Below are 26,353 nucleotides of genomic sequence, written 5' to 3'. Positions count from 1 at the left end.
CGCGCAATCTGTACGACGCTCAGCGCGCGCTGAGGCGATAGCGGCCTGGGGGCACGCCGACCAGTTTCTTGAAGTGCCGTGTCAGATGGGCCTGGTCGTAGAACCCGGTCGCGGTGGCCGTCTCGGCCGGGCTCGCGCCGCGCAGCAGCAGGGCGCGGGCGCGGTCGACACGGCGGGAGTTGAGGTACTGGTGCGGGGCGATGCCGTAGGCGGTGCTGAACGCCCGTACCAGGTGGGCGGGGTGCGCGTGCAGCAGCCGGGCGGCCTCGTCGAGGGTGAGGCCCTGGGTGACCCGGGCGTCGAGGAGTGCGCGCAGGTCGCCGGCGAGGGCGGGGTCACGGCGCTCCCCGACGGCCGAACGCGCCCGCAGATGGGTCCGCAGCCGTTCTCCTACGAGCGTCAGCCTGCTCTCGGCCTCCAGCTCGTCGCCGGGGCGGGCGAGCGCGGAGTGCAGTTGGCCCACACGCTGCCTGAGCACGGGATCGCGCAGGTCGGGCGAGTCGACGGCGGGTCCGATGAGGTCGTCGGTGAGACGGGTCGCGTCGAGGTACAGGACGCGCTTGCGGAAGCCGTGCGGGGTGGCGGGGGAGCCGTTGTGCGGGACGTGCGGCGGCAGCAGGGACACCGTGTCGTGCGGGGTGCCGTGCTCATGCCGGTCGAGGTCGTACCGTACGGCGCCGTCGTCCACGATGAGCAGCGTCCAGGCCTCGTGAACGTGCATCGGATAGGCGTACTCGGTGAAGTGCGCGTGGAAGACCTCGACGACGCCCGGGACGTGCGGGCGCCAGGCGGAGACGTCACGCCGGGTGGCCATGCAAAGAACGTACAAGACGATGGCGTACGACGATCGGCAGTCTCACTGCATGAGCGAGCAACCCCTCCGTTTCGACACGAAGATCGCCGTCCTCCTGCGCGACGACCTGGAGCCCTGGCAGCGCCTGAACGTCACCGCGTTCCTGGTCAGCGGCCTGGGCGCCCAGCTCCCCGAGGTGATCGGCGAGCCCTACGAGGACGCGGACGGCGTCCTGTACCTGCCGATGTTCCGTCAGCCCGTCCTGGTCTTCGAGGCCACCAAGGAGACCCTGACGGCAGCCCACGCGCGCGTGCTGTCCCGTTCCCTCCCGCGCGCGGTCTTCACCTCCGACCTCTTCACCACCGGCAACGACCGCGACAACCGGGCGGCGGTGCGCGCCGTGCCGACGGGGGAGCTGGACCTGGTGGGGCTGGCGGTGTACGGGCCGCGGAACGCGGTGGACAAGGCGGTGAAGGGGGCGCGGATGCATCCGTGAGTCAGGCCGTGCTGACCTCTGTTTTCGCAGGGGACGCCTCCGGCGCCGGGTCCTGTGACGGAAGCCGCCGCATCAGGACGCCGTACCCGATCCCCGCCGCCGTCCCGATGACCGCGCACAGCCCCCACAGCCACTCCGCGCCCCACCGGTCGATGACGACGCCGGACATCAGCGGGGCGACGAGGGAGGCCACCGCCCAGGACATGGTGTACATGCCCTGGTAGCGCCCGCGCCCATGCACCGGAGACAGGCGGACGACCAGGCTGGTCTGGGTCGGGGCGTTGACGATCTCGGCGAGGGTCCAGACGCAGACGGTGAGGGCGAAGACGCCGACCGAGCCGGCGAAGGCGGTGAGGCCGAAGCCGTAGCCGGCGAGGAGGGCGGAGATCACGAGCAGGCGTCCGGGGTCCCGGTGTTCGATGTAGCGGGTGACCGGGATCTGGAGGACGACGATCAGGACGCCGTTGACGGCGATGGCCAGGCCGTAGTCGGCCGGGGTGAAGCCGGCCTCGCCCATCGCCACCGGCAGGCCCACCATGCCCTGCTGGAAGATCAGGGCGACCAGGAAGGACAGGCCGACGACGCCCATGAAGCGGCCGTCGCGCAGGACCGTGCCGAGGCCGGTGTCGTCCGCCGCCTTCTCGGCCGCGGTGCGTTCGGGGCGGGACTCCGGCAGCTTCAGGAAGACCACGATGGCGCAGATCATGGTCATGCCCGCCTCGATGAGGAAGCCGGCGAGGTAGCTGAACTCGGCGATGAAGCCGGCCGCCATGGAGGAGACGGCGAACCCGAGGTTGATCGCCCAGTAGTTGAGGGAGAAGGCCCGGACGCGGTCCTCGGGGCGGACGATGTCGGCCATCATCGCCTGCACGGCGGGCCGGGAGGCGTTGCTGGCCATGCCGACCAGGAAGGCGACGGCGGCGATGGCGAGGGGGTGGTGCATGAACCCCAGCAGCGCGACGGAGACGGCCGTGGACGCCTGCGCCACGAGCAGCGTCGGCCGCCGCCCGAGCCGGTCCGTCAGCACGCCCGCGCCGACGGAGGAGACGACTCCGCCGAGCCCGTGGAGCGCGGCGACCAGGCCGGCGTACGAGGCGGAGTAGCCGCGGTCGAGCGTGAGGTACAGCGCCATGAAGGTGGCGACGAAGCCGCCGAGCCGGTTGACGAGGGTGCTGGTCCACAGCCACCAGAACTCGCGGGGGAGTCCGGAAACGGTTTCTCGGGCGGCGCGTCTCAGAGAGGCGAGCGACATCGGGTCCCCCACGGCAGTCAGCTGGCTGTAAGCGGCTCAGGCGGTGAGCACAACTTACGAGGACGCTGTCGCGCGGGGCCACTGAATTAACAGATCCCGTCAACCGTCCGCTCTTCGGGCGGACGCACAAGCGATCAAAGCCTTCGATTACGCTCGGACGCATGGCCGACGCACCGTACAAGCTGATCCTCCTCCGCCACGGCGAGAGCGAATGGAACGCGAAGAACCTGTTCACCGGCTGGGTGGACGTCAACCTCAACGAGAAGGGCGAGAAGGAGGCAGTCCGCGGCGGTGAGCTGCTCAAGGACGCCGGTCTGCTGCCCGACGTCGTGCACACGTCCCTCCAGAAGCGCGCGATCCGCACCGCGCAGCTCGCGCTGGAGGCCGCCGACCGCCTGTGGATCCCGGTCCACCGCACCTGGCGCCTGAACGAGCGTCACTACGGCGCCCTCCAGGGCAAGGACAAGGCGCAGACGCTCGCCGAGTTCGGCGAGGAGCAGTTCATGCTGTGGCGCCGCTCGTACGACACGCCGCCGCCGCCGCTGGACCGCGACGCCGAGTACTCCCAGTTCTCCGACCCGCGCTACGCCACGCTCCCGCCGGAGCTGCGCCCGCAGACGGAGTGCCTCAAGGACGTCGTCGTCCGCATGCTCCCGTACTGGTTCGACGGCATCGTCCCGGACCTCCTCACCGGGAGTACGGTCCTGGTCGCGGCCCACGGCAACTCGCTGCGCGCCCTCGTCAAGCACCTCGACGGCATCTCCGACGCGGACATCGCGGGCCTCAACATCCCGACGGGCATCCCGCTCTCCTACGAGCTGGACTCCGACTTCAAGCCCCTCAACCCCGGCGGCACCTACCTCGACCCTGAGGCGGCTGCGGCGGCGATCGAGGCGGTCAAGAACCAGGGCAAGAAGAAGTAACCCTGACTGATCAAGCCCCCTGCCTGCGGGTTGTCCGCTGGTAGGGGGCTTTGTGGTGGCGTGGGCCGTCTCTGGGCCGTACGCCGTACGCCGTACGCCGCGCCGTCCTCTACCCGAGCATGAGTATCGCCTCGGCGACCTCGTCCACCGCCGCATCGGGGATCGCGGTGGCAGCCTCCTCGAGGACGAGCAGCCGTGCCCCGGGGATCTCGCGTGCGAGCGCCTCGCCGTTGCCGACGGGGAAGAACCGGTCGCGGCGGCCGTGGACGACGAGCGTGGGAATCTCGATCTCGGGCAGGCGCTCGCGCCAACGGGGTGTGCAGTCGAGCCTGGAAAACACCATGCCCAGCTGGTTGGCCAGCTGGACCGGGGACGTGGTGCCGGGCGTGCGGTCCCAGATGCGCGCGGCGATCGCGCGCGCGGCGACGGGGTCGTCGCCGAGGATCTCCGCGCCGGCGGCGGCGAACCCGGCCACCGCCTCGCGGTCGGTCCAGTCGGGCATCGGATGCGCGAACAGCCGGCTCATCGTCGCCCGGTCATGGTCGGGGAGGTCGTCGTCGGGCGGGCCGGGTGCAACCGCGCGGGTGCCGGCCAGGGTGAGCGCCGAGAACGCGCCCGGGTGGTCGAGCGCGGCCACCTGGGCGACCATCCCGCCGACGCCGATCCCCGCGAGGTGCGCGGGGGCGCCGCCGAGCGCGTCAGCGAGGGCCGCCGCGTCGGCGGCGAGGTCGCGCAGCGTGTAGGCGGGCGCTTCCGGGTCCGCCGTCGTCGACTCTCCGCTGTCGCGCAGGTCGTAGCGCACCACGCGGCGCCCGCCGGCGGCGAGGCGCTCGCACAGCGCGTCGGGCCAGGAGAGCATCGTCGGTGCGCCCGCGAGCAGGACGAGCGGCGCGTCGTCGTCACCGAACGATTCGATACCCAAGGCGATCTCATCGACGCCGATGTTGATGGTGGTCATCGGATCACCGCAGGACGTCGTAGGTCAGGTGTGTCGCCGTCGATGTCGACGTCACGCTCCGCTGCGCCAGCATGCGCGGTGGCCCGCCGGTGAACAGTGGCGTCCCGGCGCCCAGCACGACGGGTGCGAGGTGCAGCGTCAGCACGTCGACCAGCCCTGCGGCGAGCGCCGAGCGAACGGTGGCGCCGCCGCCCATGAGGACCACGTCGAGATCCTTGCCGCTGTCCGACGCCGCCTCCTCGGCGCGCTCGCGCGCGGCGGTGACAGCGTCGGGCAGACCCGTGGTGACGAAGGTCCAGTCGAGGTCGGTGAGCCGCACCGCCTTGGGCGGCGAGCTCGTCACGACGACGAACGCGGGCTTGCCGACCTCGCCGGCGCCGTAGCCGGTCCTGTCGTCCCAGCCGCCCGGCCCGTCGACCACGTCGAAGAGCTTGCGGCCGAGGACGACGGCGCCCGAGCGGGCGGTCGCCTCGCCCAGGACCCGGCGGTCGTCGGGGTCGTCGGAGAACGCCCAGGTGTGCAGGGCCTCACCGCCGGTGCCCAGACCGTTGTCCGGGCCGGGGTCGGGACCGGTGACGAAGCCGTCGAGGGACACCGAGATGTCGGCGATGATTCGAGTCATGCCAGGGCAGACCCGATCCGCCGCCCGAACTCATCGCTCACGCAGGAAGCGGAGTACCGGTGACCCCGCAGGCAGAAATCCACGAGCCCTTCGAGCATCCTCCGGGCAGGATGCTCCCGTGCACCATGTCCTGTGCGGGCTCGCCGCCAATCCGGCCCTGCCGACCGAGCTGGTCGACCGGCTGATCGGGATGGCGGACGCCGATGTCGCCTCAGCGCTCGCCAGCCGCGAGGACCTCAGCCATGCGCAGGCGGTCGCACTGGCTGGACTCGGTGAGGAGACCGCTGTGCCGCTGGCGTACAAGGGCAAGCTGACAGCCGCCGATATCGACCCGGTGACACAACCACACGCCGCACTTGCCCTGCTCGACGAGGGCGTCGGCAGACCGGAATGGGCACGCCTGCTCGCCACTGATCCCGTCGTCGAGCGCCGGGAGAAGCTGGCCGGCTGCCCGGGCCTTCCGCCCGATGTGGTCAAGACGCTCTCCGCCGACCCGGACGTCCGAGTCGTCGCCGAGCTCGCTCTGTGGACAACACCGGACACGGCCACCCGGCTCGCGCGGCATCCGCACGCAGAGGTGCGTAGCGCGGTGGCAGCCAACGAGGCGACGCCACCGGTCGTACTGGCGATGTTGATCACGGGTGAGGGGCTGCCACCGGCCCAGCGGTGCCTCGTATGCGACCGCGAGGCGACGCCGTTCGTACATGGTCCGCACTGTCCTCGCCCCGACTGCGACCTGCTGCCCGGTGCCGCGTGCGACGGCTCGCACCAGTCCACCGTTCACCGACTCCACGAGGAAGCGCTGCGCAACCCCGCCACACCTGCCGAATCCGTCGTCGGCTTTGCCGACCACCCTTCCCCGCTGCTGCGTCGGCAACTCGCCGCCCGCTCCGATCTGCCACGGCCGGTCTGCGCACGGCTGGCCGCCGATCCGTCTCCGGGTGTCCGGGCCGAACTCGCCGAAAATCCTGTGATCGGTGAGGCGTTGATGCACGGGATGGCTGCGGACCGTGATCCAGATGTACGACGCAGCCTCGCGCACAACCCCGATGTGCCGCTCGGCCTCCTCCCCTCTCTGGCGACTGCGACCAAGATCGGCTCAACCCTTCTGCCGAGGATCGCTGCCGCATCACCGGACGAGGTCAAGAAGCTGGCCGAATCACGGCATCCGGCCCTACGCATGCTCCTGGCCGAACGACGCGATCTACCGGCGGAGATCGTCGACGCATTGGCCGCCGACCCCGACGCGAAAGTGGTCAAGTCCATCGCCCCTCACCCGGGCCTCTCCGACACCCGGCTGCGCGCCATGGTCGACCACCATGGCGTCCAGGTCGTTGCCAAAGTGGCGGCCAACCCGGACGCGTCGCCGGCACTGCTGGAGTACTTGGCCCGGCATCAACCGCCGGCGCACAAGGCGTTCCGCGAGATAGCCCGGCATCGCAAGGCAACCCCCGTGGCCCTGCTCGCCTGCCTGGCGGACAAGCGGGCAAGGCGTATCGCCGCCGCCCATCCCGCCCTGCCGCCCACGGCCATGGCCGACCTGCTGGGCGACGACGACTGGCTCGTCGTAGAAGCGGCGGCCGCCAACCCTTCGCTTCCGCATGCCGTGATGTCTGAGCTCGTGCCATAAGAACCCTGGGGGCTCTTCTGTGGCCCCCGTTTCACCTATTCGGATGACCCCGTTCTCCGCACACGGCACGTGCTTTTCGCCTTCGGGAAGATCCTGCGCGGCGAAGGTCGCCAACACTCACGGACCTGACGAAGGGGCTTCCCCATGCGCATACAGGCGTGGAGCAAAGCGAGGGCTGCGGCGGTTGCCGGCTCGGCCGTTCTGGTGACGACACTCGCGATCGGCGTCGTTGGTCCGACGGCTCAGGCGGAGCCGAATCAGCTGCCCAAGGTGCACTACACCAACGCCACCAAGGTGAAGGCCGACGGCCCGGCATGCGCTGTTCATTGGAACTATCCGCATCGCGGCGTCAACGACCGGACCTGGCCGGCGGGCCCGTCAACGGCCAGCAGGATCGTCGGCGTGCGGTACACCGCGGGCGGCTACGCACTCGTCCGTGACGGTGCACGGCAACGGGCACAGACCGCGCCCTGGTGGGGGTGGATCAGGAAGAGCTGTCTGGTCGACCCTGTCGCACGGAAGTTCCCTCGGGTGGCGCACCCCCGGGACCTGGCCAACCGGCCCGACCCGAACGGCTACGCACCGGCACTGCGGCACCGCCATGCGACCGGCGGTGACAATCGCGTCAAGCTCGTGGACATCACGCCTGACCCGGGACGCAAGAGGGGCAGCGTGAAGGTCGGAACGACCGGGACGCTGCGCAACGGGCCCGTGAAGTTCGCCATCGGCAACGCCGGAAAGGGCTGGGTCTTCCACATCACCCGCACCACCTGCCGCCGCGCTGACGGCAGGCCGTACGACCCGGCCCAATGGGTATTCGGCTACTCACCTGACGCCCGCCGCTGGGGCTGGGTCCAGGCTCGGCACCTGCCGAGTTGCACCCGCGCGTAAAGAGGCGTGAGGGCTGGGAGATCGCCGACTCACTCTCCCAGCCCTCTGCGTGCCACAGGCGCTGAAACGCCTCGGTGGTGCGCGGGTGGACGATCTCGTCCTGCAGATGGCGCCACTCGGGGTCGGGGAGGGCGGCGTGCGCCTGGTCCCAAGCGGTGAGCAGTGCCCTACCGAGTCGCGAGTGCAGGTAGCCCCACCCCGTTCGTACGGCATTCCCGCCCCGCTCGCGGCACAGTGGACGTATGGACGCAGTGGACGCGCAACACACGAATCTGTTGGCCGGTGCGACCCCGGCGACCCGGCTGCCCGCGCAGGATCTGGAGCGGGCGCGGCGCTTCTACTCCGAGCGGCTCGGGCTGGAGCCCGTGGAGGAGCGGCCCGGCGGGCTGAAGTACCGGAGCGGTGGTGTGGAGTTCGTCGTGTTCGAGTCGACGGGATCCCCGCCCGGCACCTTCACCCAGATGGCGTGGAAGGTCCACGACATCGAGGCGGTCGTCGCCGAACTCAAGGCGCGCGGCGTGGAGTTCGAGGACGTGGAGATGCCCGCGCTGTACGGCGGCGGACGGACCGTGGACGGGATCCTCGAAGTCGAGGGCAACTACCCGAGCACCGGCGCCCGCGGCGAACGCGGTGCCTGGTTCCGGGACAGCGAGGGAAACCTGCTCGCCATCGGGGCACCGGTGATGTGAGGCCCGACAAAAGAAGGAGATGGAGCCGGGCGAAGGTCATCCCCGTACCCTCGCCCGGTGTCCCGTGGTGGCGCGAACAGCTGCGATCAGGCGGTCAGATCGACAGCGGAACCTTGTGGACCTCGTCCGCCTTGTGCCCCGCCCGCTCGTGAATGCGCTGGACCGCTTCGGCCGAAGGCGCCTCGGAGAGGCAGTAGACGATGCCGGACTCCGGGTCCGCCCAGGCCCGCTCGAAGTGGACGCCCTCTTCCTTCTCGATGGCGAGGTCCGCCTGGTGGGCCTCCCTGAGCTGTTCGGCCGTAATGCCCTTCATCCCGGTGTGTACGTCCATGAACTGAGCCATGGCCTCGCACCTCCTTCTCCGCCCGTGCGCTGCGCCTGCTCTTCTTCCATGCTGCGCCCGTACGGCAGTACCAACCAGCGCAGGGGCCCCGGCGCGATGCCGGGGCCCCTGCGAAGAACGGGTCGATCAGCCGCACTGGCACGGATTGCCGGACTGGCATCCGCACTGGCAGCCCGAGCCACAGCCGCACGCGCCGATCAAGGTCAGGCTCTTGATCTCGGCGGGCTGCTCGGTCGGACGTTCCTGGGTGGGGTCGGGTGTCGTACCGGAGATGCTGGGGGATTCGGCCATGGTCCCTCCTCAAGGCTGGAGCCTGTGCCCATTCCATGCCCGCCCAGCCGGTCGCATCAACGGCGCACGGAGGCTCTGGCGCACGCCCCCGTGCGAATTCTCAGGAGCCCTCGGTGCCCGTCACCGGCTGGATGTCCGGCTGGATGTCGGGCTGGAGCTCGTCCGCGTGCTCGCCGGTGACCAGGTACACCACGCGCTTGGCGACGGCCACGGCGTGGTCGGCGTACCGCTCGTAGTAGCGACCGAGCAGGGTGACGTCGACGGCGGTCTCGATGCCGTGCTTCCACTTCTCGTCCATCAGGTGCTGGAAGAGCGTGCGGTGCAGCAGGTCCATCTCGTCGTCGTCCTGCTCGAGCTGCATCGCCAGGTCGACGTCCTTGGTGATGATGACCTCGGCGGCCTTCGCCATCAGGCGCTGGGCGAGCTGGCCCATCTCCAGGATGGTGGCGTGCAGGTCGTGGGGGACCGCGCGCTCCGGGAAGCGCAGCCGGGCCAGCTTGGCCACGTGCTGGGCCAGGTCGCCCGAGCGCTCCAGGTCGGCCGACATCCGCAGCGAGGTGACGACAATGCGCAGGTCCGTCGCCACCGGCTGCTGGCGCGCCAGCAGGGCTATGGCCCGGGCCTCCAGGTCGTGCTGGAGCTCGTCGACCTTCTTGTCGCCCTCGATGACGCTCTCGGCCAGCTTCAGGTCGGAGTCGAGGATCGCCGTCGTGGCGCGCCCGATCGCTGATCCGACCAGCCGGGCCATCTCGACCAGACCGTCACCGATCGAGTCGAGTTCCTCGTGGTACGCGTCCCGCATCAGGGTTCCTCTCGTACGTCTGTTTCAGTGGCTGCCGGGGGCCGGGCCCGGTGCATCAGGTCCTGCTGAAACCGGCGCTTCGCACCCCACGCTTCCACGTTCCGGCCCGTACGCGTCCGTTTTCGCCACCCCAAATGAACCAACCCTAGCTCCAAGGTGAACTCTGGGCGACGAGTGTTCGAGGTCGCACTCCGATGGCTGTGGCCATGGACTATCCCATGCCTAACCTGGATGCATGGACGTGAACGCGGCGGTCGCCGCAGCGGCAGCGATCGCCGGTGTACTTACCGGTGTCATCGCCATGCTGGCGTTCCGCTGGAGCGAACGCGACCAGAAGCGACCCACGAGAACCTCTCTGCACACCGACCCGGTCCTGCCGCCGGGCGTCGACACGGTGCTGTCCGTGCTGCGCTCCTCGGCCGTCGTCCTCGACGAGGGGGACGCCGTGGTCAAGGCCAGCTCGGCGGCGTACGCCCTGGGCCTGGTCCGCGGCGGCAAGCTCGCCGTGGAGCCGATGCTGCAGATGGCCCGCGACACCCGGCGCGACGGAGAGATACGCCAGGTGGAGCTGGACCTGCCGAGGAGAGGGACCGGCCGGGGCGAGGCCCTCGCCGTCTCCGCGCGCGTCGCGCCCCTCGGCTCCCGCCTCGTACTGCTCCTGGTCGAGGACCTCACCGAGGCCAGACGCATCGAGGCGGTACGGCGCGACTTCGTCGCGAACGTCAGCCATGAGCTGAAGACGCCGGTGGGCGCCCTCTCCCTCCTCTCCGAGGCCGTCATGGACGCCTCGGACGACCCGGAGGCCGTGGAGCGTTTCGCCGGCCGTATGCAGATAGAGGCGACCCGCCTGACCAACCTGGTCCAGGAGCTGATCGACCTCTCCCGGGTCCAGAACGACGACCCGCTGGAGGACGCCGAGCCGGTCCGCGTCGACGAACTCGTCGCCGAGGCCATCGACCGCTGCCGGCACGCGGCCGGCACCAAGCAGATCACCATGGCCGCCGGCGGGACCGCCGACCTGCATGTCTGGGGCAACCGCGGCCAGCTCGCCGCGGCCCTCGGCAACCTCGTCGAGAACGCCGTCAACTACTCGCCCGCCCGCACCCGCGTCGGCATAGCCGCCCGCAAGGTGACCGCGTCCGGCGGCGCCCATATCGAGATCGCCGTGACCGATCAGGGCATCGGCATCTCGGAGAAGGACAAGGAGCGCGTCTTCGAGCGCTTCTACCGCGTCGACCCCGCCCGCTCCCGTGCCACCGGCGGTACGGGCCTCGGGCTGGCGATCGTCAAACACGTGGCCGCCTCGCACGGTGGGGAGGTCTCGGTGTGGAGTTCCGAGGGACAGGGCTCCACATTCACCCTGCGGCTGCCGGAGGCGGGTGTCGCCCGCGACCGTGCGACGCACCACTCCGCCCTCGACGACGAGGCCGGACAGTCCGCACCCGCCGTCCCGTCCCCTGACTCATCTGATTCATCCCAGTACGAACCGCTTCCCGCCCCGGAGGTCCTTCCGTGACCCGTGTGCTCGTCGTCGAGGACGAGGAGTCCTTCTCCGACGCCCTGTCGTACATGCTCCGTAAAGAGGGCTTCGAGGTCGCCGTCGCGACCACCGGGCCCGACGGACTCGACGAGTTCGAGCGCAACGGCGCCGACCTCGTCCTCCTCGACCTGATGCTGCCCGGCCTGCCGGGCACCGAGGTCTGCCGTCAGCTGCGCGGTCGTTCCAACGTCCCGGTGATCATGGTCACCGCCAAGGACAGCGAGATCGACAAGGTGGTCGGCCTGGAAATAGGAGCCGATGACTACGTCACCAAGCCCTTCTCGTCGCGCGAGCTGGTCGCCCGTATCCGGGCCGTCCTGCGCCGCCGCGGCGAGCCGGAGGAGGTGACCCCGGCCGCCCTGGAGGCGGGCCCGGTCCGCATGGACGTGGACCGCCACGTCGTGACGGTCTCCGGCTCCAAGGTCGACCTCCCCCTCAAGGAGTTCGACCTCCTGGAGATGCTCCTGCGCAACGCCGGCCGGGTCCTCACCCGTATGCAGCTCATCGACCGTGTCTGGGGCGCCGACTACGTCGGCGACACCAAGACCCTCGACGTCCACGTCAAGCGCCTCCGCGCCAAGATCGAACCGGACCCGGGCGCGCCCAGGTATCTGGTGACGGTGCGCGGTCTGGGCTACAAGTTCGAGCCGTAAACCGCGTTGGTACGACGACGAAGGGCGGGACCTCGCTGGAGGTCCCGCCCTTCGTTTCTCGTACGGCTGCTCAGTGGCCGGCGGCCTCGTTCGAGGCGGACCCGGTGGGCGTGGCGCTCGCGGAGGCGGCGTCGGTCGGGGTGGCGTTGCCGGTCGGCGACCCGGTGGGCGAGCCGGAGGCACCCTCGCCCGGCTTCTCGGAGGCGGTCGGGGAGGCGCCCGGCGCTGCCGGGACCTCGGTCGGGCCCCAGCTGGAGAAGTAGCTCTCGGCCGGGACGACGAAGGCCTCCAGGCTCACGTCGCCGGTCGTGGAGAAGGTGAAGGTGACCTTCTGGGCGTCGCCGTCCTTCATGGCCTCGCGGCTGCCGGTGAGTACGGCGGAGGCGTTGTTCTCACCGCCGAGGACCAGCGAGCCTCCGGCCGGGATGGACAGGTTCTTGCCCTTGGCCGCGGTCAGCTTGGCGGGGCCGGCGCCGTCCACGGTGATGGAGTCGAGCGTCTGCGCCTTGGCGCCGCTGTTGAACAGGGTCGCGGCGACCGCTGCCGGGCCGGTCGACTCCTCGTCGGGCTGGGTGATGACGACGGCGTTCTGGATCTTGATGTCCCCGACGGTCGTGGCGGCGTTGTCCGGCTTGACCTCCAGGGTCTGGGCGTTGTTGCCGGCCGCGCACGCGGAGAGCGAGGCGATCGAGAACGCGATGGCGGCGGCGGCGAGGGCGCCGCGTCGAAGGCTGCTGCTCACGGCGGCGGCAACTCCTTGACTCGAACGAGGCGGGCGCGTAAAGCCGCCCTAAGTGTCTGTCAGCGGCCTTAGGCTACCGACCCGTTCCCGCGCGACCGCACCCGACCCTCCCCAAGGGCGCCGCTTCCCTCACCGGGCGGCAGTCGGCGTACCCGCGGAAGTGACTCACGAGTCACTTTGCACCGGCGCTCGTCGGCCATTCACATAAGTGGCCGAGATCGATCGGCTGACAACGCCTCGACAACGCGCCGACATAGCGTCGGCACAGTTGAACCACCGGTGCGCAAACTTTCCGTGAAGGAATGCACGGCCGCCCTGATAATTGATCACCGACCGTCCGAGCCGGTCTCCTGTGATTCCTGTGATCAATTCCGGATTCGTCACGTACCCCACCCCAGGCACCGAACGGAGTAGCGGAAGTCGATCACTTGGAACCGGACATATAGGGACGTTCGTCCACTTGGAGGTGGCTCCGGATGTGTGTAACGTGCGCGTTTCACTTCCCCCGGAGAGCCGCTCCGACCTGCGAATACCTTCTTCCGCTCGGCCCGCGAAGCACGTTCCTGTTGCTGTTGTCAAGCCCCGAGATATGCCCTGACCTGCGAAAACGCCATTCAGAACCCGCCGTTTCCGTGTTACTCTGGATAGCCACGGAAGGGGTACCTGTCACATGACGTTCAAGGTTGGCGACACCGTGGTCTATCCCCATCACGGGGCCGCGCTGATCGAGGCCATCGAAACTCGCCAGATCAAAGGCGTGGACAAGACCTACTTGGTGCTGAAGGTCGCCCAGGGTGACCTGACGGTGCGTGTGCCAGCGGACAATGCGGAGTTCGTCGGCGTGCGTGATGTGGTCGGTCAGGACGGGCTGGACCGGGTCTTCGAGGTGCTGCGCGCGCCGTACGCCGAGGAGCCCACGAACTGGTCTCGTCGTTACAAGGCAAATCTGGAGAAGCTCGCCTCCGGCGATGTCATCAAGGTCGCGGAAGTCGTACGTGACCTGTGGCGTCGTGAGCGTGAGCGTGGACTCTCCGCCGGCGAGAAGCGCATGCTCGCCAAGGCCCGCCAGATCCTGGTGAGCGAACTCGCCCTCGCGGAGAACACGAACGAGGACAAGGCCGAGGCCCTGCTCGACGAGGTCCTCGCGTCCTGACGCAGGCGACAACCACGCCGTACTGCCTCAGTACATGGAAATGCCGCGGTGCCCGATGACGTATCTCCTGTCGCCGGGCGCTGCGGCATGTTCGCGCCCAGCGCTACCGCAGACACCGTGCGGTGATGTTGTACGCATTCCATACGCCGGGGAAGGGGACCCCCGTACTTGGCGTGCCGGGCCCGGGCAGCTGGCTCGACCAGGGTCACGGAAGGGTTCCGGTCAAGGCGTCGCGCCCGGCACGGTGTGGCCATACCCAAGTAGGCCGAGCACACAAACCTGACAGGAACCGATGTCTGACGATTCGCGCCCTTCGCCCGCGTCCGCACGCACTGCCGCGGTGATTCCTGCCGCCGGCCGGGGTGTACGCCTTGGTCCGGGCGCCCCCAAGGCACTCCGTGCGCTGGGCGGCACCCCCATGCTGATCCACGCGGTGCGCGCGATGGCCGCGTCCCGCGCCGTCTCCCTCGTGGTCGTCGTGGCTCCGCCGGACGGCGCCGCCGAGGTCAAGTCCATGCTGGACGCCCATGCGCTGCCGGAGCGGACGGACTTCCTCGTCGTGCCCGGCGGCGATTCCCGCCAGGAGTCGGTGAAGCTGGGCCTGGACGCCCTGCCCCCCGAGTACGACATCGTGCTGGTGCATGACGCGGCCCGGCCGCTCGTCCCCGTGGACACGGTGGACGCCGTGATCGAGGCGGTACGCGAAGGCGCGCCGGCGGTGGTGCCCGCCCTTCCGCTCGCCGACACCGTCAAGCAGGTCGAGCCGGCCCCGACGCCCGGCGACCCCGAGCCGGTCGTCGCCACGCCGGACCGCTCCCGTCTCCGCGCCGTGCAGACACCGCAGGGCTTCGACCGGGCGACGCTGGTCCGGGCGCACGAGACGGTGACCGACGACGTCACCGACGACGCGAGCATGGTCGAGCAACTGGGGTCGCGGGTCGTCGTCGTGCCCGGCCACGAGGAAGCCTTCAAGGTCACACGCCCCCTGGACCTCGTCCTCGCCGAGGCGGTCCTCGCCCGCAGGAGGCTGAACGATGGCTTCTGAGGCACCGCTTCCCCAGGTCGGCATCGGCACCGACATCCACGCCTTCGAGGACGGCCGCGACCTGTGGTGCGCCGGCCTGAAGTGGGAGGGCGAGGGCCCGGGCCTGGCCGGACACTCCGACGCGGACGTCGTCGCCCACGCGGCATGCAACGCCCTGTTCTCGGCCGCCGGCTTGGGCGACCTGGGCCAGCACTTCGGCACCGGACGCCCCGAGTGGTCGGGCGCCTCCGGAATCACCCTCCTCACAGAGGCCGCCCGCATCGTCCGCGAGGCGGGTTTCCGGATCGGCAACATCGCCGTCCAGGTCGTCGGGCCGAGACCGAAGATCGGCAAGCGCCGGGACGAGGCGCAGAAGATCCTTTTGGAGGCGGCGGGAGCACCGGTGTCGGTGTCGGGGGCCACGACGGACGGGCTCGGGTTTCCGGGGCGGGGCGAGGGGCTGATGGCAGTGGCAACGGCGTTGGTGGTCAAGAAGGGCTGACTGGTCCGACTCAGGGGCGCGGGGCTGTATCGATGTGCGGCTCCGCCGCGTGGGCGCGACCAGCCCCCACGGACCCGCACCCGACAACGTTCCCGTACACCCCTCACCGCCTACTACCCTGGACACCGTGACTATTCGCCTGTACGACACCAGCGCCCGGCAGATCCGTGACTTCACCCCGCTCACGCCGGGCTGTGTCTCGATCTACCTGTGTGGCGCCACCGTGCAGGCCGCACCGCACATCGGGCACATCCGCTCCGGGCTCAACTTCGACATCCTGCGCCGGTGGTTCGAGTACCGCGGCTATGACGTGACGTTCGTCAGGAACGTCACGGACATCGACGACAAGATCATCACCAAGGCGGTCGACCAGGGCCGCCCCTGGTGGTCGATCGGCTACGAGAACGAGCGGGCGTTCAACGACGGCTATCGGGCGCTCGGTTGCCTGCCGCCGACGTACGAACCGCGCGCCACCGGTCACATCACCGAGATGGTCGAGATGATGCGCGGCCTCATCGAGCGCGGACACGCCTACGAGGCCGACGGCAACGTCTACTTCGACGTGCGGTCCTTCCCGGAGTACCTCCAGCTGTCGAACCAGGAGCTGGACAACCTGCTCCAGCCCTCCGGCGAGGGCGAGACCGGCAAGCGGGACCCGCGTGACTTCGCCATGTGGAAGGCGGCGAAGCCCGGCGAGCCGACGTGGGAGACGCCGTGGGGACGCGGCCGCCCCGGCTGGCACCTGGAGTGCTCGGCGATGGCCCACAAGTACCTGGGCTCCGCCTTCGACATCCACGGCGGCGGACTCGACCTGATCTTCCCGCACCACGAGAACGAGATCGCCCAGGCCAAGGCCTACGGCGACGAGTTCGCCCGGTACTGGCTGCACAACGCCTGGGTCACCATGAGCGGCGAGAAGATGTCCAAGTCGCTCGGCAACTCGGTGCTGGTCTCCGAGATGGTCAAGCGGTGGCGGCCCATCGTCCTGCGCTACTACCTCGGCACCCCGCACTACCGCTCGATGATCGAGTACAGCGAGGAGGCCCTGCGCGAGGCCGAGTCGGCGTTCGCGCGGATCGAGGGCTTCGTGCAGCGCGTCGTCGACCTGTCCGGCGGAGCCGTGGACCCCGCCCCCGAGGTGCCGCTCGCCTTCGCCGAGGCGATGGACGACGACCTGGGCGTCCCGCAGGCGCTCGCCGTCATCCACACCACGGTCCGGCAGGGCAACTCGGCGCTCGCGGCCGACGACAAGGAAGCCGCCGTGGCCCGCCTCGCCGAGGTCCGCGCCATGCTCGGCGTCCTCGGTCTGGACCCGCTCGACCCGCACTGGGCCGGCGAGAGCGACCGCGGCGAAGACCTCCACGGCGTGGTCGACAGCCTCGTACGCCTGGTCCTCGACCAGCGTGAAGCGGCCCGCTCCCGCAAGGACTGGGCCACCGCCGACGCCATCCGCGACCAGCTCAACCAGTCGGGCCTGGTCATCGAGGACAGCCCGACGGGCCCGCGCTGGACGCTCGGTCCGCGCTGAGCCTTTCTTGATCGATTGTGCCGCCCGGCCGTCCGGGCGGCACACTGCATATACGCACATACGCATGCTCCGGCGTGCTCCGAGAACAGACAGGTAGGTCATGGCAGCCAACAACCGTCGCATGTCCGGCAAGAAGGGCGCGCAGGTCGGCAGTGGCGGCCAGCGGCGCAAGGGCCTGGAGGGCAAGGGACCGACCCCGCCCGCCGAGATGCGCAAGGGCCACAAGAAGAACCGTGTCGCGAGCGCCAAGGCGAAGCAGTCGGTACGGCGTCCCGCGCCCCGCGGCCGTGGCGGCAAGTCGACGTCCGAGCTGGTCGTCGGCCGTAACCCCGTCTTCGAGGCACTGCGCGAGGGCGTGCCCGCGACGACGCTGTACGTCCAGCAGTTCATCGACAACGACGAGCGCGTCCGCGAGGCACTCCAGCTCGCGGCCGAGCGCGGCGGCATCAACCTCATGGAGGCGCCGCGCCCCGAGCTGGACCGTATGACCAACGGCCTCAACCACCAGGGCCTGGTCCTCCAGGTCCCGCCGTACGAGTACGCCCACCCCGAGGACCTCGCCGCCGAGGCCGCCGACGCGGGCGAGGACCCGCTCATCGTCGCCCTCGACGGCGTGACCGACCCGCGCAACCTCGGTGCCGTCGTCCGCTCCGTCTCCGCCTTCGGCGGCCACGGCGTCGTCGTACCGGAGCGCCGCGCGGCAGGCATGACCGCCGGAGCCTGGAAGACGTCCGCGGGCACCGCCGCCCGCACCCCGGTCGCCCGCGCCACGAACCTCACCCGCGCCCTGGAGTCGTACAAGAAGGCGGGCATCGTGGTCGTCGGCCTCGCCGCCGACGGCGAGGCCGAAATCGGCGAGCTGGAGGCCCTGGGCGGCCCGCTCGTCATCGTCGTCGGCAGCGAGGGCAAGGGCCTGTCCCGACTCGTCGGCGAGACCTGCGACTTCCGCGTACGGATCCCGATGCCGGGCGGCGCCGAGTCGCTCAACGCCGGTGTGGCGGCGGGCATCGTGCTGTACGAGGCGGCCCGGCGCCGGGGCTGAACACCCGTCCACGGGCTCGCCCGTGCGGGGTAATCCTGGCGTCCAGGACAACCTTGACGCGGTCCGGACACTTCCGGCGAGTCAAAGCAGTGTCCTAACTCCATGTCACTCGGTTAGTTGAGTGTGGACACCAGAACACCCCGCACACCCACGGGGGACCGCTCGTCGGGATACGACGACGCTCCCGCGCTGAGCATGGTGAAGGTGCCGAGCGATCCGGCGCAGGTCATCGTCAATCATGTGAGCTTCCGCGTGCAGTTGGGAGCCTCGACCCGGCGGACTCAATCCCCGCGGGTCGCACGGCACTTGCGCGCCACCGAGGACACCGCCCGCATCCCCGCCGCCTCCGCCCCGGGCACCCGCCGCCGCGCCCCCGTCGTCTGGAGCGGGAAGTCCGACCCGGACGACACCGGCGCGCACCGGCTGCTCCAGGCGGTGCGCGGCGGCAGCGTCCGGCACGGCGAGGAGCCCGCCTCCGACGCCGCCGGAGCCACTCAGGTCATCCCGCGCATCGACGAGGGCGGCTACCGGCACGGCTACGGCGACGACCTCACGGAGCAGACCCTCGAAACCCCGATCGTCGGCGCCCAGCGCGGCCCCGACGCCGGCGAGACCCGGCTCCTGCCCCAGATGCGCTCGGCCGGCAGCGCCTACGACGAACCCGCCTACGAGCGCGAGCGGTTCGACGAGGACTACGGCTACGAGGACGACGAGCCGGACACCGACGCGCCGAGCAAGCGCCACGGCGACGACCCGGCCCGGCACGCCTACTACCCCGGCCGCCGGATGAACCTCGGCGTCGTACTGCTCCCGCTGCGCATCTTCCTCGGCTTCATCTCCATCTACGCGGGCATGGGCAAGCTCTGCGACCCCGTCTACTTCGACGGTGGCAAACGCGGCTCCATGACCAAGTGGCTCAACACCCTGCACCCGTGGGAAGTCGCCGAGCCGCTGCGCCAGTTCGCCCTCGAACACCCCGTGGGCTCCGGCCTGGTCATCGCCTTCTTCCAGGTCATCGTGGGTGTCCTCACGGTCCTGGGCTGCTGGCAGCGGGTCGCCGCGGTCGTCGGGGCGCTGCTGTCGGCCGCGCTGCTCGTCACCGTCAGCTGGAAGAGCGTCCCCGCCTACGACGCCCCCGACATCATCTACCTCGCCGCCTGGTCCCCGCTGATCATCGCCGGCGCCCCCGTCTACTCCATCGACGGCCGTCTCGGCGGCAGCGCCTGGCGCCGCCTCGGCCCCCGCGCCGACATCTGGGAGCTGCGGCAGTACGTCCTGCGCCGCGGCGCCCTCGTCACCACCGTCGTCATCGGGCTCACCCTGCTCGTCGGCTCCCTGCTCGGCGGCGCCGTCCGCGACGCCGACCGTGTGGTCGTTCCCGGCCCCGGCGAGGCACCCCGCAACGAACTCCCGGGCTCCCCGCTCCCGCAGAAGCCCGGCACCAGCGCCCAGGAACGCACCCCGAGCGCCTCCAACCCACCCACCCAGGGCGCCACTTCAGGCACGGCCAGCCCCTCCGGCGCCGCAGCCACCCCCGGCGCCACCCGAGACACCGGCACCGTCCCCGGCTCCCCCAGCCAAACCCAGGGCACAGCCGGCCAGGCCCCACCCCAACAGTCCTCCCCCGCCGACGAGGCCCCCAGCACCAGCACCGGCCCCACCTCGGGCGGCACCACGGGCTCCCCGGGCGGCGCCGGCGGTGGCGGGGACTCCACCCCCGAGGAACCGGGCTTGGTGGGCGGCTTGCTGGGCTAGCTCACCGGCTGCTACGACGTCAGTGGGGTCCCGCACGGACACGTGCGGGACCCCACTGACGTACGGGGACTGCAGCGCCCCGTCAGGGGCGCGGGGAACTGCGCGCTCAGCCCTCACCGACCCGCAGACAACCGAAGACCTAGACGCCCCCACCCCGCAGCCCACGGAGTTCCTCCGCAGCCTCGGTCAAGTCCTTCGCCGTATCAATGGCCCGCCAATACGCCCCCTGCGGAAGCGGAAACCCCGCCAGCCGCCGCTCCCGAGCCAACCGCGGAAACGTCGTCCGCTCATGATCCCCCCGCTCCGGCAGCATCCCGGCGAACTCGGGAGAGAACACGTAGACCCCCGCATTGATCTCGAACGTCGACGGCGGCGCCTCGATGAAGTCCGTGATGTGACCGAACCCGTCCGTCTGCACGGCCCCCCACGGAATCCGCGGCCGGGCCAGCGCGAGCGTCGCTATGGCGTCTCGCTCGGCGTGGAAGTCGGCCATGTCACGCAGCGAGAACCGGGTCCAGATGTCGCCGTTGGTGGCGTACCAGTGCTGCTCCGGATGAGGAAGGTGCGCGGCGGCGTACTTGAGGCCCCCGCCGCGCCCGAGCGGCTCGGTCTCGACGACGGTCGTGACCCGCACGGGAAGTTCCGCCGACTCCAGCCACTTCTGCAGGACGTCGGCGAGGTGGCCGCAGCTGACCACCACGTCCGTGACGCCCTCCTCGGCGAGCCAGACAAGCTGATGGCCGATGATCGGCGTCCCCGTACCGGGGATCTCGACCATCGGCTTGGGCCGGTCGTCGGTGTAGGGGCGCAGCCGGGAGCCCTGGCCCCCGGCCAGGACGACGGCCTGAACGGGGCGGGACGCGACGTTCGGATCGGTCATGACCGAACTGTACGTCGCGTCCCGCCGGCCGCTTCTGGCGGCAACCACTGACTCTCAGCTGTGCGCGCCCGCGACCCCCGAGGCGAACGAGGTGTCGCAGACCGGGCGGGAAAAGGACTGGGCCCGGTTCGCGCCGTAGACGCGGACCGCGGCGCGGCCGAGGTCGCGGGCGAGGGAGGCGCAGTGCTTGGCCAGCGACGGGCGCTCGTTGACCACCTGTTGGAGGTGGGTGAGGGCGATGCCCGGGTCCTTCTCCTGGAGTTCGGTCAGGAGCTGCCGGCGCAGCACGTCCTGGGGGGCGCGCTTCTTGGCGGGCGCGGCCAGGTCCTCGGAGGACGCGGTGAGCACCGAGTTCGAGGAGGTCCCCGACCAGTTGACTCGGGTGACCGCGAGGGTCCCGGAGAGAACCAGGACGACGGGCAGGACGAGGGCGAGGGAGCGGCCGATCCGGCGGGCGGGGCCCCGGCCGCGTCGCGTCTGTTGGGTAGTGGAGTGCTTCACGCGAGTGAGGGTAGCGTCCGGTAATGATTTGGCGACATTCAGTCACCGGTTCGGGGGATAGAGAAGTGCCTCGAATCGGGTACGGCGTTGACGTACGGCGCTCGAAATGACCGGTCTGCCGGGGTATTTGTCGACAACGAGAAGGGCCCCGCAGCGCTCTGCGGGGCCCTCTTCGTCAACCTGGGTGAATTACCCGGGGTTGTACTTCCTGTCCTCGGCGGAAGGCGTCAGTCGGAGAGACGCTCGCCCGTGGAGGTCGAGAACACGTGGGTCTCGCCCGGCCGCGGCACGACGTGCAGCGTGGCGCCCTTCTCCGGCACCGCACGCCCGCTGACGCGGACGACCAGGTCCTTCAGGTTGTCGTCGACCTTGGCGCTGCCGTAGACGTAGCCGTCGGCGCCCAGCTCCTCGACGACGTTCACGGAGACGGCGAGGCCCGCCGGGGCGTCCTCGGTGTCCTTCGCCAGGGACGCCGCGGCGCCGCCGTTCTGCTCGACGATGTCGAAGTGCTCGGGGCGGACACCGACGGTCACGGTGGTGTCACCCCTGTCGGCGGCGGCGCTGAGCGCCTCGCGGTTGACGGGCACCACGCTGTTGCCGAACTTCACACCGCCGTCGGTGATCGGGACCTCGACCAGGTTCATGGCGGGGGAGCCGATGAAGCCGGCGACGAAGAGGTTGGCCGGGCGGTCGTACATGTTGCGCGGCGAGTCGACCTGCTGGAGCAGACCGTCCTTCAGCACGGCGACCCGGTCGCCCATCGTCATGGCCTCGACCTGGTCGTGGGTGACGTAGACGGTGGTGATGCCGAGGCGGCGCTGGAGCGACGCGATCTGCGTACGCGTCGAGACGCGGAGCTTGGCGTCGAGGTTCGACAGCGGCTCGTCCATGAGGAACACCTGGGGCTCACGCACGATGGCGCGACCCATGGCGACACGCTGGCGCTGACCGCCGGAGAGGGCCTTCGGCTTGCGGCCGAGGTACTCGGTGAGGTCGAGGATCTTCGCCGCGTCCTCGACCTTCTGGCGGATCTCCGCCTTGTTGACGCCCGCGATCTTGAGCGCGAAGCCCATGTTGTCGGCGACCGTCATGTGCGGGTAGAGCGCGTAGTTCTGGAACACCATGGCGATGTCCCGGTCCTTCGGCGGGAGGTGGGTGACGTCGCGGTCGCCGATGCGGATGGCGCCGGAGTTGACGTCCTCGAGCCCCGCGAGCATCCGGAGCGAGGTGGACTTGCCGCAGCCGGAGGGACCGACGAGGACGAGGAATTCGCCGTCCCCGACCTCGATGTCCAGACCATCGACGGCGGGCTTCTCGGTGCCCGGGTAGATCCGGGTCGCCTTTTCGAACGAGACAGTGGCCATGGTGAATGGGCCCCCTTCTACCGGCAGGAACGTGCCGGACGATCCGTTGTAGGAAGGTGGTGCCACTACGGGTGGTTCCGTTGTGGTGTAGTCCACATAGGTGAACTGGGTCAGGACGGTACCTGGCGTTCACCTGGTCTGTCAGTACCTGGACCGGTGTGAACTTCGCCGAAATTTTCGAGGACCCCCGCCGGAGTGTCCCGCAACCCCAGCCGCAGATGCTCCACGTGGTAGAGGGCTTGGTCGAGCAATTCGGCTACGTGGTTGTCGTAGAGCGCGTAGATCACGGAACGGCCGCGCCGCTCACCCGTCACCAGCCCCAGGTTGCGCAGCAGCCGCAGCTGATGCGAGCAGGCGGACTGTTCCATGCCCACGGCGTCCGCGAGCTCGGTGGCCGCGCACGGGCCCTCCTGCAGCCGGGCCAGGATCCGAAGGCGTGACGGAGTGGCGAGGGCCTGCAGCGTGGTGGCGACGTCCGCGGCGCCCACGGCTTCGAGGCGTTCCCGTGACGTGGCAGAGGTCTTGGCGTCCGTTCCGTGGCCCATGGCCTTCATCCTACGGACGCCCATCCATGAACGTATGAATGGGTCTTCATCTAATCCTGTACGGTGAAAGCAGCGGCGCCGGACTCATGGCCGACCGCCAACTCGTCATGCCCTCGTGAAGGACACCCGCGCCCATGCCCTCCACCCTCACCCAGCCGACGGCGGACCGGACCTCGCCGACGCGGCCACAGGAAGCCATACGCCGCCGCACCCGCGTCCTCGCCCTCCCCGAGGCCCGCTGGGCCGCCGCGGCCACCGCCTTGTTCCTGCTCGCGCTGCCGCTCCAGCTGGCCGGCGCCCCCGCCTGGACCTGGGGCCCGCTCTATGCCCTGGCATACGCCACCGGCGGCTGGGAGCCCGGCTGGGAAGGCCTCAAGGCACTCAAGGACAAGACCCTCGACGTCGACCTGCTGATGATCGTCGCCGCCCTCGGCGCCGCATCCATCGGCCAGGTCATGGACGGCGCCCTGCTCATCGTCATCTTCGCCACTTCGGGCGCCCTGGAGGCCCTGGCCACCGCCCGCACCGCCGACTCGGTCCGCGGCCTGCTCGACCTGGCCCCCGCCACCGCGGCCCGCCTCACCGCCGACGGCGGCGAACAGACCGTCTCCGTGGAGGAACTGACGGTCGGCGACATCGTCCTCGTACGCCCCGGCGAACGCGTCGGCGCCGACGGCCGCGTGCTCGACGGAGCCAGCGAGGTCGACCAGGCGACCATCACCGGCGAACCGCTGCCGGTCGCCAAGGAGCCCGGCGACGAGGTCTTCGCGGGCACCCTCAACGGCACCGGTGCGTTGCGCGTCCGCGTCGAGCGGGACGCCTCCGACTCCGTGATCGCCAGGATCGTCAGGATGGTCGAGGAGGCCTCCGAGACCAAGGCCCCCACCCAGCTGTTCATCGAGAAGGTCGAACAGCGCTACTCGGTCGGCATGGTCGCCGCGACCCTCGCCGTCTTCCTCGTCCCGCTCGCCCTCGGCGCCGCGCTCACCGGCTCACTGCTGCGGGCGATGACCTTCATGATCGTCGCTTCGCCGTGCGCGGTCGTCCTGGCCACCATGCCGCCGCTGCTGTCCGCGATCGCCAACGCCGGACGCCACGGCGTGCTGGTCAAGTCGGCGGTGGTGATGGAACGCCTGGGCCAGGTCGACACGGTCGCCCTCGACAAGACGGGCACCCTGACGGAGGGCACCCCGCGCGTCACGGACGTAACCCCGCTGCCGGGCTCCGGCCTCGACGAATCCGCCCTGCTCACCCTGGCCGCAGCCGCCGAGCACCCCAGCGAACACCCGCTGGCCCGCGCCATCGTGGCCGCGGCCCGCGAACGCGGCCTTACGCTGCCGGAGACCGAGGACTTCGACTCCACACCGGGCGTCGGGGTGACCGCCGCAGTCGACGGCCGCATCGTCGCCGTGGGCGCCCCCGCGCGCCTGCTGAACGACACCGATGACACGGCCGCCCTGGTCGCACGACTGGAGGACGAGGGCCGTACGGCGGTCCTGGTGACGGTCGACGGCACCCCGGCCGGGGTGTTGGGCATCGCCGACCGCCTGCGCCCGAACGCGGCGGCCACGATCACCTCCCTCGCGACCCTCACCGGGACCAAGCCCGTGCTGCTCACCGGCGACAACCCGCGCGCCGCCGCCCACCTGGCCGCCGAGGTCGGCATCGACGACGTACGAGCCGGGCTGCTCCCGCAGCACAAGGTCGCCGCGGTCAAGGAGCTGGAGGCCGCCGGCCGCACGGTGATGGTGGTGGGTGACGGCGTCAACGACGCCCCCGCTCTCGCCGCCGCCCACTCCGGCGTCGCGATGGGGCGCGCGGGCTCGGATCTCGCGCTGGAGACGGCGGACGCGGTGATCGTCCGCGACGAACTCACCACGGTGCCCGCGGTGATCGCCCTTTCGCGGCGGGCGCGGCAGCTGGTGGTGCAGAACCTGGTGGTCGCCGGGGTGTTCATCGCGGCGCTGGTGACCTGGGACCTGGCGGGGACCCTGCCGCTGCCGCTCGGTGTGCTGGGGCACGAGGGGTCGACCGTGCTGGTCGGCCTCAACGGTCTGCGGCTGCTGCGGGAGGCGGCGTGGCAGCGGGCGGAGCGTGAGTCGGGGCGCTGAGCCGCGGCTCCGTACGACGCGTGGCGGGGGCGCCGGACGCCGCCACCGCTTGCAGCTCCCGGGCCACGGCAGCGCCGATCATCTCGGCGTCACCGGCACGCAGATGGCTGACGACGGTCAGGGTGTAGGCGTCGGCGGTGTGGACGAGGCAGAGGTTCGCCGTGCCCGGCGGGGACAGCTGCGGCAGCGGAACGATGCGCGCCAGGGGACGGCCGTACAACTGGCTGGGGCTGTCCCGCCATTTGAACGCGGTGCACAGGCTGGTGGTGATCTCGGGGCGCGCCAGGCGCTTGGCCATCACCTCGGCCAGCCACGGCACGGTCCGCGCGGAGGCCTGCAGTGCGGGCAGGATCGCGCGGTGGGCGTCGCAGCGGTGATGCAGCGCGGCGACCAGATCCTGGCACGCCTGCAGACGGTCCACCGGCGATGCGATGTCGACGGGCAACGGGATGCGCAGGACGGTGACGCCGTTGCCGAGTTGCCCTGCGCTGTGCCGGGTCCGCAGGTCGACCGGCACCGTGGCGTAGAGGGGGGTCGGTCCCTTCGGCCAGGACCGCAGGGGCCCGTAGCAGGCGCGGAGGGCGCCGGCGTAGGCGCTCAGGAGCAGCTCGTTGAGCGTCGCTCCCCGCCCGCCGGACGGCTGGCGGCGGGCCGTGCGCATGGTCTGCGGGTCGAGTCCGACCATGGCCACCGACGGCCGCATGCCGTCGGCGGGCGCCGGCGGAAGGGGCTGGCTGGGGACCCCGATGCGGTGCAACTCCCGGAACACGGTGGCCGCTTTGATGCGCGGGCGCCCCGCTGCCGCAGCCGGTCCGAGCGTGGACGGCGGTGCGGCGTCGTCCATCAGCATCCGGAAGAGCGTCTCCAGGGATCTGCCGTCCAGCAGCGCGTGATGGGCGAGCAGCACGATGGCGTGCTCGCCCGCCGGGGTGGCGTGCGGGACCACCAGCAGCCGCCACAGGGGCCGTTCGGGCGGCAACGGGTGCCCGACGCCGACGGTCAGCAGAGAGTCCAGGTCCTGGTCCGTGGCGGTGATGTGCGCGGCGGGATCGAAGGGCCGGGCGGCCGACCACCGGTGGCCCGACAGCGCCGCCGGCCCGGCGGGAGGCTGCAGCACCTGGCTCATCCGGTCCAGATCGCCCCATCGCCCGCGGACACGGGACCGCACCTGCTCCAGGTCGAACGGCGTTCCGGGAAACACCGCGGCGATGCCGATCGTCCCCGGCAGCCCATTGCGGAGGTGCCCCTCGTCGAAGGCCGACAGCCTCATGTTCCACAGCCTCTTTCCTTGGTGGTGCAGCTGCCCGGGCCCCCGCCTTGGGT

27 protein-coding genes are annotated in these 26,353 nt (G+C 70.5%); 14 read left to right on the top strand and 13 right to left on the bottom strand.

Annotated features, from left to right (window positions below; all coding sequences use genetic code 11):
* Positions 1-19: 19 nt before the first annotated feature.
* Positions 20-814, bottom strand: a complete 795-nt coding sequence (locus QQY66_RS21785; RefSeq protein WP_301982022.1) for an AraC family transcriptional regulator — start codon at positions 812-814, stop codon at positions 20-22.
* A 49-nt stretch (positions 815-863) separates the two neighbouring features.
* Between QQY66_RS21785 and QQY66_RS21780 the strand changes: the two genes are divergently transcribed.
* Entirely contained in the window at positions 864-1,289 is a 426-nt protein-coding gene (locus QQY66_RS21780) for a DUF2000 domain-containing protein (RefSeq protein WP_301982021.1), read from the top strand.
* A gap of 1 nt (position 1,290) precedes the next feature.
* Here the strand turns inward: QQY66_RS21780 and QQY66_RS21775 are convergent, their stop codons facing one another.
* Positions 1,291-2,541: an MFS transporter gene (locus tag QQY66_RS21775; RefSeq protein ID WP_301982020.1), complete on the bottom strand. Its 1,251-nt coding sequence runs from the start codon at positions 2,539-2,541 to the stop codon at positions 1,291-1,293.
* Positions 2,542-2,702: 161 nt separating this feature from the next.
* On the opposite strand from QQY66_RS21775, the gene QQY66_RS21770 reads away from it, so the two are divergent.
* Positions 2,703-3,464 carry a phosphoglyceromutase gene (locus tag QQY66_RS21770; RefSeq protein WP_301982019.1) on the top strand — a complete coding sequence of 254 codons (762 nt, stop codon included), beginning with the start codon at positions 2,703-2,705 and terminating at the stop codon, positions 3,462-3,464.
* Between the two features lie 109 nt (positions 3,465-3,573).
* On the opposite strand, the gene QQY66_RS21765 is transcribed toward QQY66_RS21770, so the two are convergent.
* On the bottom strand, positions 3,574-4,422 hold the full coding sequence (locus tag QQY66_RS21765) for an alpha/beta fold hydrolase (protein ID WP_301982018.1): 849 nt from the start codon (positions 4,420-4,422) through the stop codon (positions 3,574-3,576).
* 4 nt (positions 4,423-4,426) lie between these two features.
* Entirely contained in the window at positions 4,427-5,044 is a 618-nt protein-coding gene (locus tag QQY66_RS21760; RefSeq protein WP_301982017.1) for a dihydrofolate reductase family protein, read from the bottom strand.
* A gap of 118 nt (positions 5,045-5,162) precedes the next feature.
* Here QQY66_RS21760 and QQY66_RS21755 point away from each other — a divergent pair, with 118 nt between their 5' ends.
* The 3 genes from QQY66_RS21755 to QQY66_RS21745 all read left to right on the top strand — a co-directional run bounded on the left by QQY66_RS21755 (position 5,163) and on the right by QQY66_RS21745 (position 8,254).
* The gene (locus QQY66_RS21755) at positions 5,163-6,674 is read left to right on the top strand and encodes a hypothetical protein (RefSeq protein WP_301982016.1); all 1,512 of its coding nucleotides are present in this window, start codon (positions 5,163-5,165) and stop codon (positions 6,672-6,674) included.
* A gap of 144 nt (positions 6,675-6,818) precedes the next feature.
* Positions 6,819-7,565, top strand: a complete 747-nt coding sequence (locus QQY66_RS21750) for a hypothetical protein (protein WP_301987773.1) — start codon at positions 6,819-6,821, stop codon at positions 7,563-7,565.
* A 242-nt stretch (positions 7,566-7,807) separates the two neighbouring features.
* The gene (locus QQY66_RS21745; protein ID WP_301982015.1) at positions 7,808-8,254 is read left to right on the top strand and encodes a VOC family protein; all 447 of its coding nucleotides are present in this window, start codon (positions 7,808-7,810) and stop codon (positions 8,252-8,254) included.
* Positions 8,255-8,348: 94 nt separating this feature from the next.
* Here the strand turns inward: QQY66_RS21745 and QQY66_RS21740 are convergent, their stop codons facing one another.
* From QQY66_RS21740 to phoU, 3 genes are all read right to left on the bottom strand, one after another.
* Complete coding sequence (locus QQY66_RS21740; RefSeq protein WP_210577794.1) at positions 8,349-8,597, bottom strand: SCO4226 family nickel-binding protein; 249 nt, start codon at positions 8,595-8,597, stop codon at positions 8,349-8,351.
* A gap of 126 nt (positions 8,598-8,723) precedes the next feature.
* The gene (locus tag QQY66_RS21735; protein WP_301982014.1) at positions 8,724-8,888 is read right to left on the bottom strand and encodes a hypothetical protein; all 165 of its coding nucleotides are present in this window, start codon (positions 8,886-8,888) and stop codon (positions 8,724-8,726) included.
* A 100-nt stretch (positions 8,889-8,988) separates the two neighbouring features.
* Positions 8,989-9,690: a phosphate signaling complex protein PhoU gene (phoU, locus tag QQY66_RS21730; RefSeq protein WP_301982013.1), complete on the bottom strand. Its 702-nt coding sequence runs from the start codon at positions 9,688-9,690 to the stop codon at positions 8,989-8,991.
* A 235-nt stretch (positions 9,691-9,925) separates the two neighbouring features.
* Here phoU and QQY66_RS21725 point away from each other — a divergent pair, with 235 nt between their 5' ends.
* Together QQY66_RS21725 and QQY66_RS21720 are read left to right on the top strand one after the other, a co-directional pair.
* Positions 9,926-11,206: a cell wall metabolism sensor histidine kinase WalK gene (locus QQY66_RS21725; protein WP_301982012.1), complete on the top strand. Its 1,281-nt coding sequence runs from the start codon at positions 9,926-9,928 to the stop codon at positions 11,204-11,206.
* Positions 11,203-11,883 carry a response regulator transcription factor gene (locus tag QQY66_RS21720; RefSeq protein WP_015659563.1) on the top strand — a complete coding sequence of 227 codons (681 nt, stop codon included), beginning with the start codon at positions 11,203-11,205 and terminating at the stop codon, positions 11,881-11,883. Before QQY66_RS21725 ends, QQY66_RS21720 begins: the two co-directional genes overlap by 4 nt.
* A 70-nt stretch (positions 11,884-11,953) precedes the next feature.
* On the opposite strand, the gene QQY66_RS21715 is transcribed toward QQY66_RS21720, so the two are convergent.
* Positions 11,954-12,625: a copper chaperone PCu(A)C gene (locus QQY66_RS21715; protein WP_301982011.1), complete on the bottom strand. Its 672-nt coding sequence runs from the start codon at positions 12,623-12,625 to the stop codon at positions 11,954-11,956.
* 670 nt (positions 12,626-13,295) lie between these two features.
* Between QQY66_RS21715 and QQY66_RS21710 the strand changes: the two genes are divergently transcribed.
* From QQY66_RS21710 to QQY66_RS21685, 6 genes are all read left to right on the top strand, one after another.
* Positions 13,296-13,778 carry a CarD family transcriptional regulator gene (locus tag QQY66_RS21710; RefSeq protein WP_003953493.1) on the top strand — a complete coding sequence of 161 codons (483 nt, stop codon included), beginning with the start codon at positions 13,296-13,298 and terminating at the stop codon, positions 13,776-13,778.
* A 292-nt stretch (positions 13,779-14,070) separates the two neighbouring features.
* Positions 14,071-14,823, top strand: a complete 753-nt coding sequence (ispD, locus tag QQY66_RS21705; protein WP_301982010.1) for a 2-C-methyl-D-erythritol 4-phosphate cytidylyltransferase — start codon at positions 14,071-14,073, stop codon at positions 14,821-14,823.
* Entirely contained in the window at positions 14,813-15,304 is a 492-nt protein-coding gene (gene ispF / locus QQY66_RS21700; RefSeq protein ID WP_301982009.1) for a 2-C-methyl-D-erythritol 2,4-cyclodiphosphate synthase, read from the top strand. Before ispD ends, ispF begins: the two co-directional genes overlap by 11 nt.
* 127 nt (positions 15,305-15,431) lie before the next feature.
* Positions 15,432-16,832: a cysteine--tRNA ligase gene (gene cysS, locus QQY66_RS21695; protein WP_301982008.1), complete on the top strand. Its 1,401-nt coding sequence runs from the start codon at positions 15,432-15,434 to the stop codon at positions 16,830-16,832.
* A gap of 100 nt (positions 16,833-16,932) precedes the next feature.
* A complete protein-coding gene (gene rlmB, locus QQY66_RS21690; RefSeq protein WP_301982007.1) occupies positions 16,933-17,874 on the top strand; it encodes a 23S rRNA (guanosine(2251)-2'-O)-methyltransferase RlmB in 942 nt (313 codons plus the stop codon).
* 123 nt (positions 17,875-17,997) lie between these two features.
* Positions 17,998-19,629 (top strand): DoxX family protein, encoded by a 1,632-nt coding sequence (locus tag QQY66_RS21685; RefSeq protein ID WP_301987444.1) that lies wholly within the window; start codon positions 17,998-18,000, stop codon positions 19,627-19,629.
* Positions 19,630-19,768: 139 nt separating this feature from the next.
* Here QQY66_RS21685 and QQY66_RS21680 read toward each other — a convergent pair whose 3' ends face one another.
* The 4 genes from QQY66_RS21680 to QQY66_RS21665 form a co-directional block, all read right to left on the bottom strand.
* Positions 19,769-20,509 carry a nucleotidyltransferase family protein gene (locus QQY66_RS21680; protein ID WP_301982006.1) on the bottom strand — a complete coding sequence of 247 codons (741 nt, stop codon included), beginning with the start codon at positions 20,507-20,509 and terminating at the stop codon, positions 19,769-19,771.
* Positions 20,510-20,563: 54 nt separating this feature from the next.
* The gene (locus QQY66_RS21675; RefSeq protein WP_301982005.1) at positions 20,564-21,010 is read right to left on the bottom strand and encodes a hypothetical protein; all 447 of its coding nucleotides are present in this window, start codon (positions 21,008-21,010) and stop codon (positions 20,564-20,566) included.
* 227 nt (positions 21,011-21,237) lie between these two features.
* Positions 21,238-22,374: an ABC transporter ATP-binding protein gene (locus QQY66_RS21670; protein ID WP_301982004.1), complete on the bottom strand. Its 1,137-nt coding sequence runs from the start codon at positions 22,372-22,374 to the stop codon at positions 21,238-21,240.
* 110 nt (positions 22,375-22,484) lie between these two features.
* Complete coding sequence (locus QQY66_RS21665) at positions 22,485-22,919, bottom strand: helix-turn-helix transcriptional regulator (protein WP_301982003.1); 435 nt, start codon at positions 22,917-22,919, stop codon at positions 22,485-22,487.
* A 134-nt stretch (positions 22,920-23,053) separates the two neighbouring features.
* On the opposite strand from QQY66_RS21665, the gene QQY66_RS21660 reads away from it, so the two are divergent.
* A complete protein-coding gene (locus QQY66_RS21660) occupies positions 23,054-25,030 on the top strand; it encodes a heavy metal translocating P-type ATPase (RefSeq protein ID WP_301982002.1) in 1,977 nt (658 codons plus the stop codon).
* Here the strand turns inward: QQY66_RS21660 and QQY66_RS21655 are convergent.
* Complete coding sequence (locus tag QQY66_RS21655; RefSeq protein ID WP_301982001.1) at positions 24,966-26,300, bottom strand: wax ester/triacylglycerol synthase domain-containing protein; 1,335 nt, start codon at positions 26,298-26,300, stop codon at positions 24,966-24,968. The two genes, QQY66_RS21660 and QQY66_RS21655, sit on opposite strands and share 65 nt — an antisense overlap.
* Between the last annotated feature and the right edge of the window lie 53 nt (positions 26,301-26,353).

It is taken from the genome of Streptomyces sp. DG2A-72, from assembly GCF_030499575.1.
GTDB lineage: Bacteria > Actinomycetota > Actinomycetes > Streptomycetales > Streptomycetaceae > Streptomyces.
The sequence above is the reverse complement of the archived record's forward strand: the minus strand, read 5'-3'. Positions and strand labels throughout refer to the sequence as shown.

Excerpts from the sequence above, each read along its gene's own strand:
- QQY66_RS21770 (WP_301982019.1), top strand. The coding sequence starts at position 2,703 with ATGGCCGACGCACCGTACAAGCTGATCCTCCTCCGCCACGGCGAGAGC.
- QQY66_RS21710 (WP_003953493.1), top strand. The coding sequence starts at position 13,296 with ATGACGTTCAAGGTTGGCGACACCGTGGTCTATCCCCATCACGGGGCC.
- rlmB (WP_301982007.1), top strand. The coding sequence starts at position 16,933 with ATGGCAGCCAACAACCGTCGCATGTCCGGCAAGAAGGGCGCGCAGGTC.
- ispD (WP_301982010.1), top strand. The coding sequence starts at position 14,071 with ATGTCTGACGATTCGCGCCCTTCGCCCGCGTCCGCACGCACTGCCGCG.
- QQY66_RS21725 (WP_301982012.1), top strand. The coding sequence starts at position 9,926 with ATGGACGTGAACGCGGCGGTCGCCGCAGCGGCAGCGATCGCCGGTGTA.
- QQY66_RS21740 (WP_210577794.1), bottom strand. The coding sequence starts at position 8,597 with ATGGCTCAGTTCATGGACGTACACACCGGGATGAAGGGCATTACGGCC.
- QQY66_RS21665 (WP_301982003.1), bottom strand. The coding sequence starts at position 22,919 with ATGGGCCACGGAACGGACGCCAAGACCTCTGCCACGTCACGGGAACGC.
- QQY66_RS21655 (WP_301982001.1), bottom strand. The coding sequence starts at position 26,300 with ATGAGGCTGTCGGCCTTCGACGAGGGGCACCTCCGCAATGGGCTGCCG.
- QQY66_RS21785 (WP_301982022.1), bottom strand. The coding sequence starts at position 814 with ATGGCCACCCGGCGTGACGTCTCCGCCTGGCGCCCGCACGTCCCGGGC.
- QQY66_RS21735 (WP_301982014.1), bottom strand. The coding sequence starts at position 8,888 with ATGGCCGAATCCCCCAGCATCTCCGGTACGACACCCGACCCCACCCAG.
- QQY66_RS21660 (WP_301982002.1), top strand. The coding sequence starts at position 23,054 with ATGCCCTCCACCCTCACCCAGCCGACGGCGGACCGGACCTCGCCGACG.
- QQY66_RS21745 (WP_301982015.1), top strand. The coding sequence starts at position 7,808 with ATGGACGCAGTGGACGCGCAACACACGAATCTGTTGGCCGGTGCGACC.
- ispF (WP_301982009.1), top strand. The coding sequence starts at position 14,813 with ATGGCTTCTGAGGCACCGCTTCCCCAGGTCGGCATCGGCACCGACATC.
- QQY66_RS21670 (WP_301982004.1), bottom strand. The coding sequence starts at position 22,374 with ATGGCCACTGTCTCGTTCGAAAAGGCGACCCGGATCTACCCGGGCACC.
- QQY66_RS21780 (WP_301982021.1), top strand. The coding sequence starts at position 864 with ATGAGCGAGCAACCCCTCCGTTTCGACACGAAGATCGCCGTCCTCCTG.
- QQY66_RS21680 (WP_301982006.1), bottom strand. The coding sequence starts at position 20,509 with ATGACCGATCCGAACGTCGCGTCCCGCCCCGTTCAGGCCGTCGTCCTG.
- QQY66_RS21750 (WP_301987773.1), top strand. The coding sequence starts at position 6,819 with ATGCGCATACAGGCGTGGAGCAAAGCGAGGGCTGCGGCGGTTGCCGGC.
- phoU (WP_301982013.1), bottom strand. The coding sequence starts at position 9,690 with ATGCGGGACGCGTACCACGAGGAACTCGACTCGATCGGTGACGGTCTG.
- QQY66_RS21765 (WP_301982018.1), bottom strand. The coding sequence starts at position 4,422 with ATGACCACCATCAACATCGGCGTCGATGAGATCGCCTTGGGTATCGAA.
- QQY66_RS21775 (WP_301982020.1), bottom strand. The coding sequence starts at position 2,541 with ATGTCGCTCGCCTCTCTGAGACGCGCCGCCCGAGAAACCGTTTCCGGA.
- QQY66_RS21760 (WP_301982017.1), bottom strand. The coding sequence starts at position 5,044 with ATGACTCGAATCATCGCCGACATCTCGGTGTCCCTCGACGGCTTCGTC.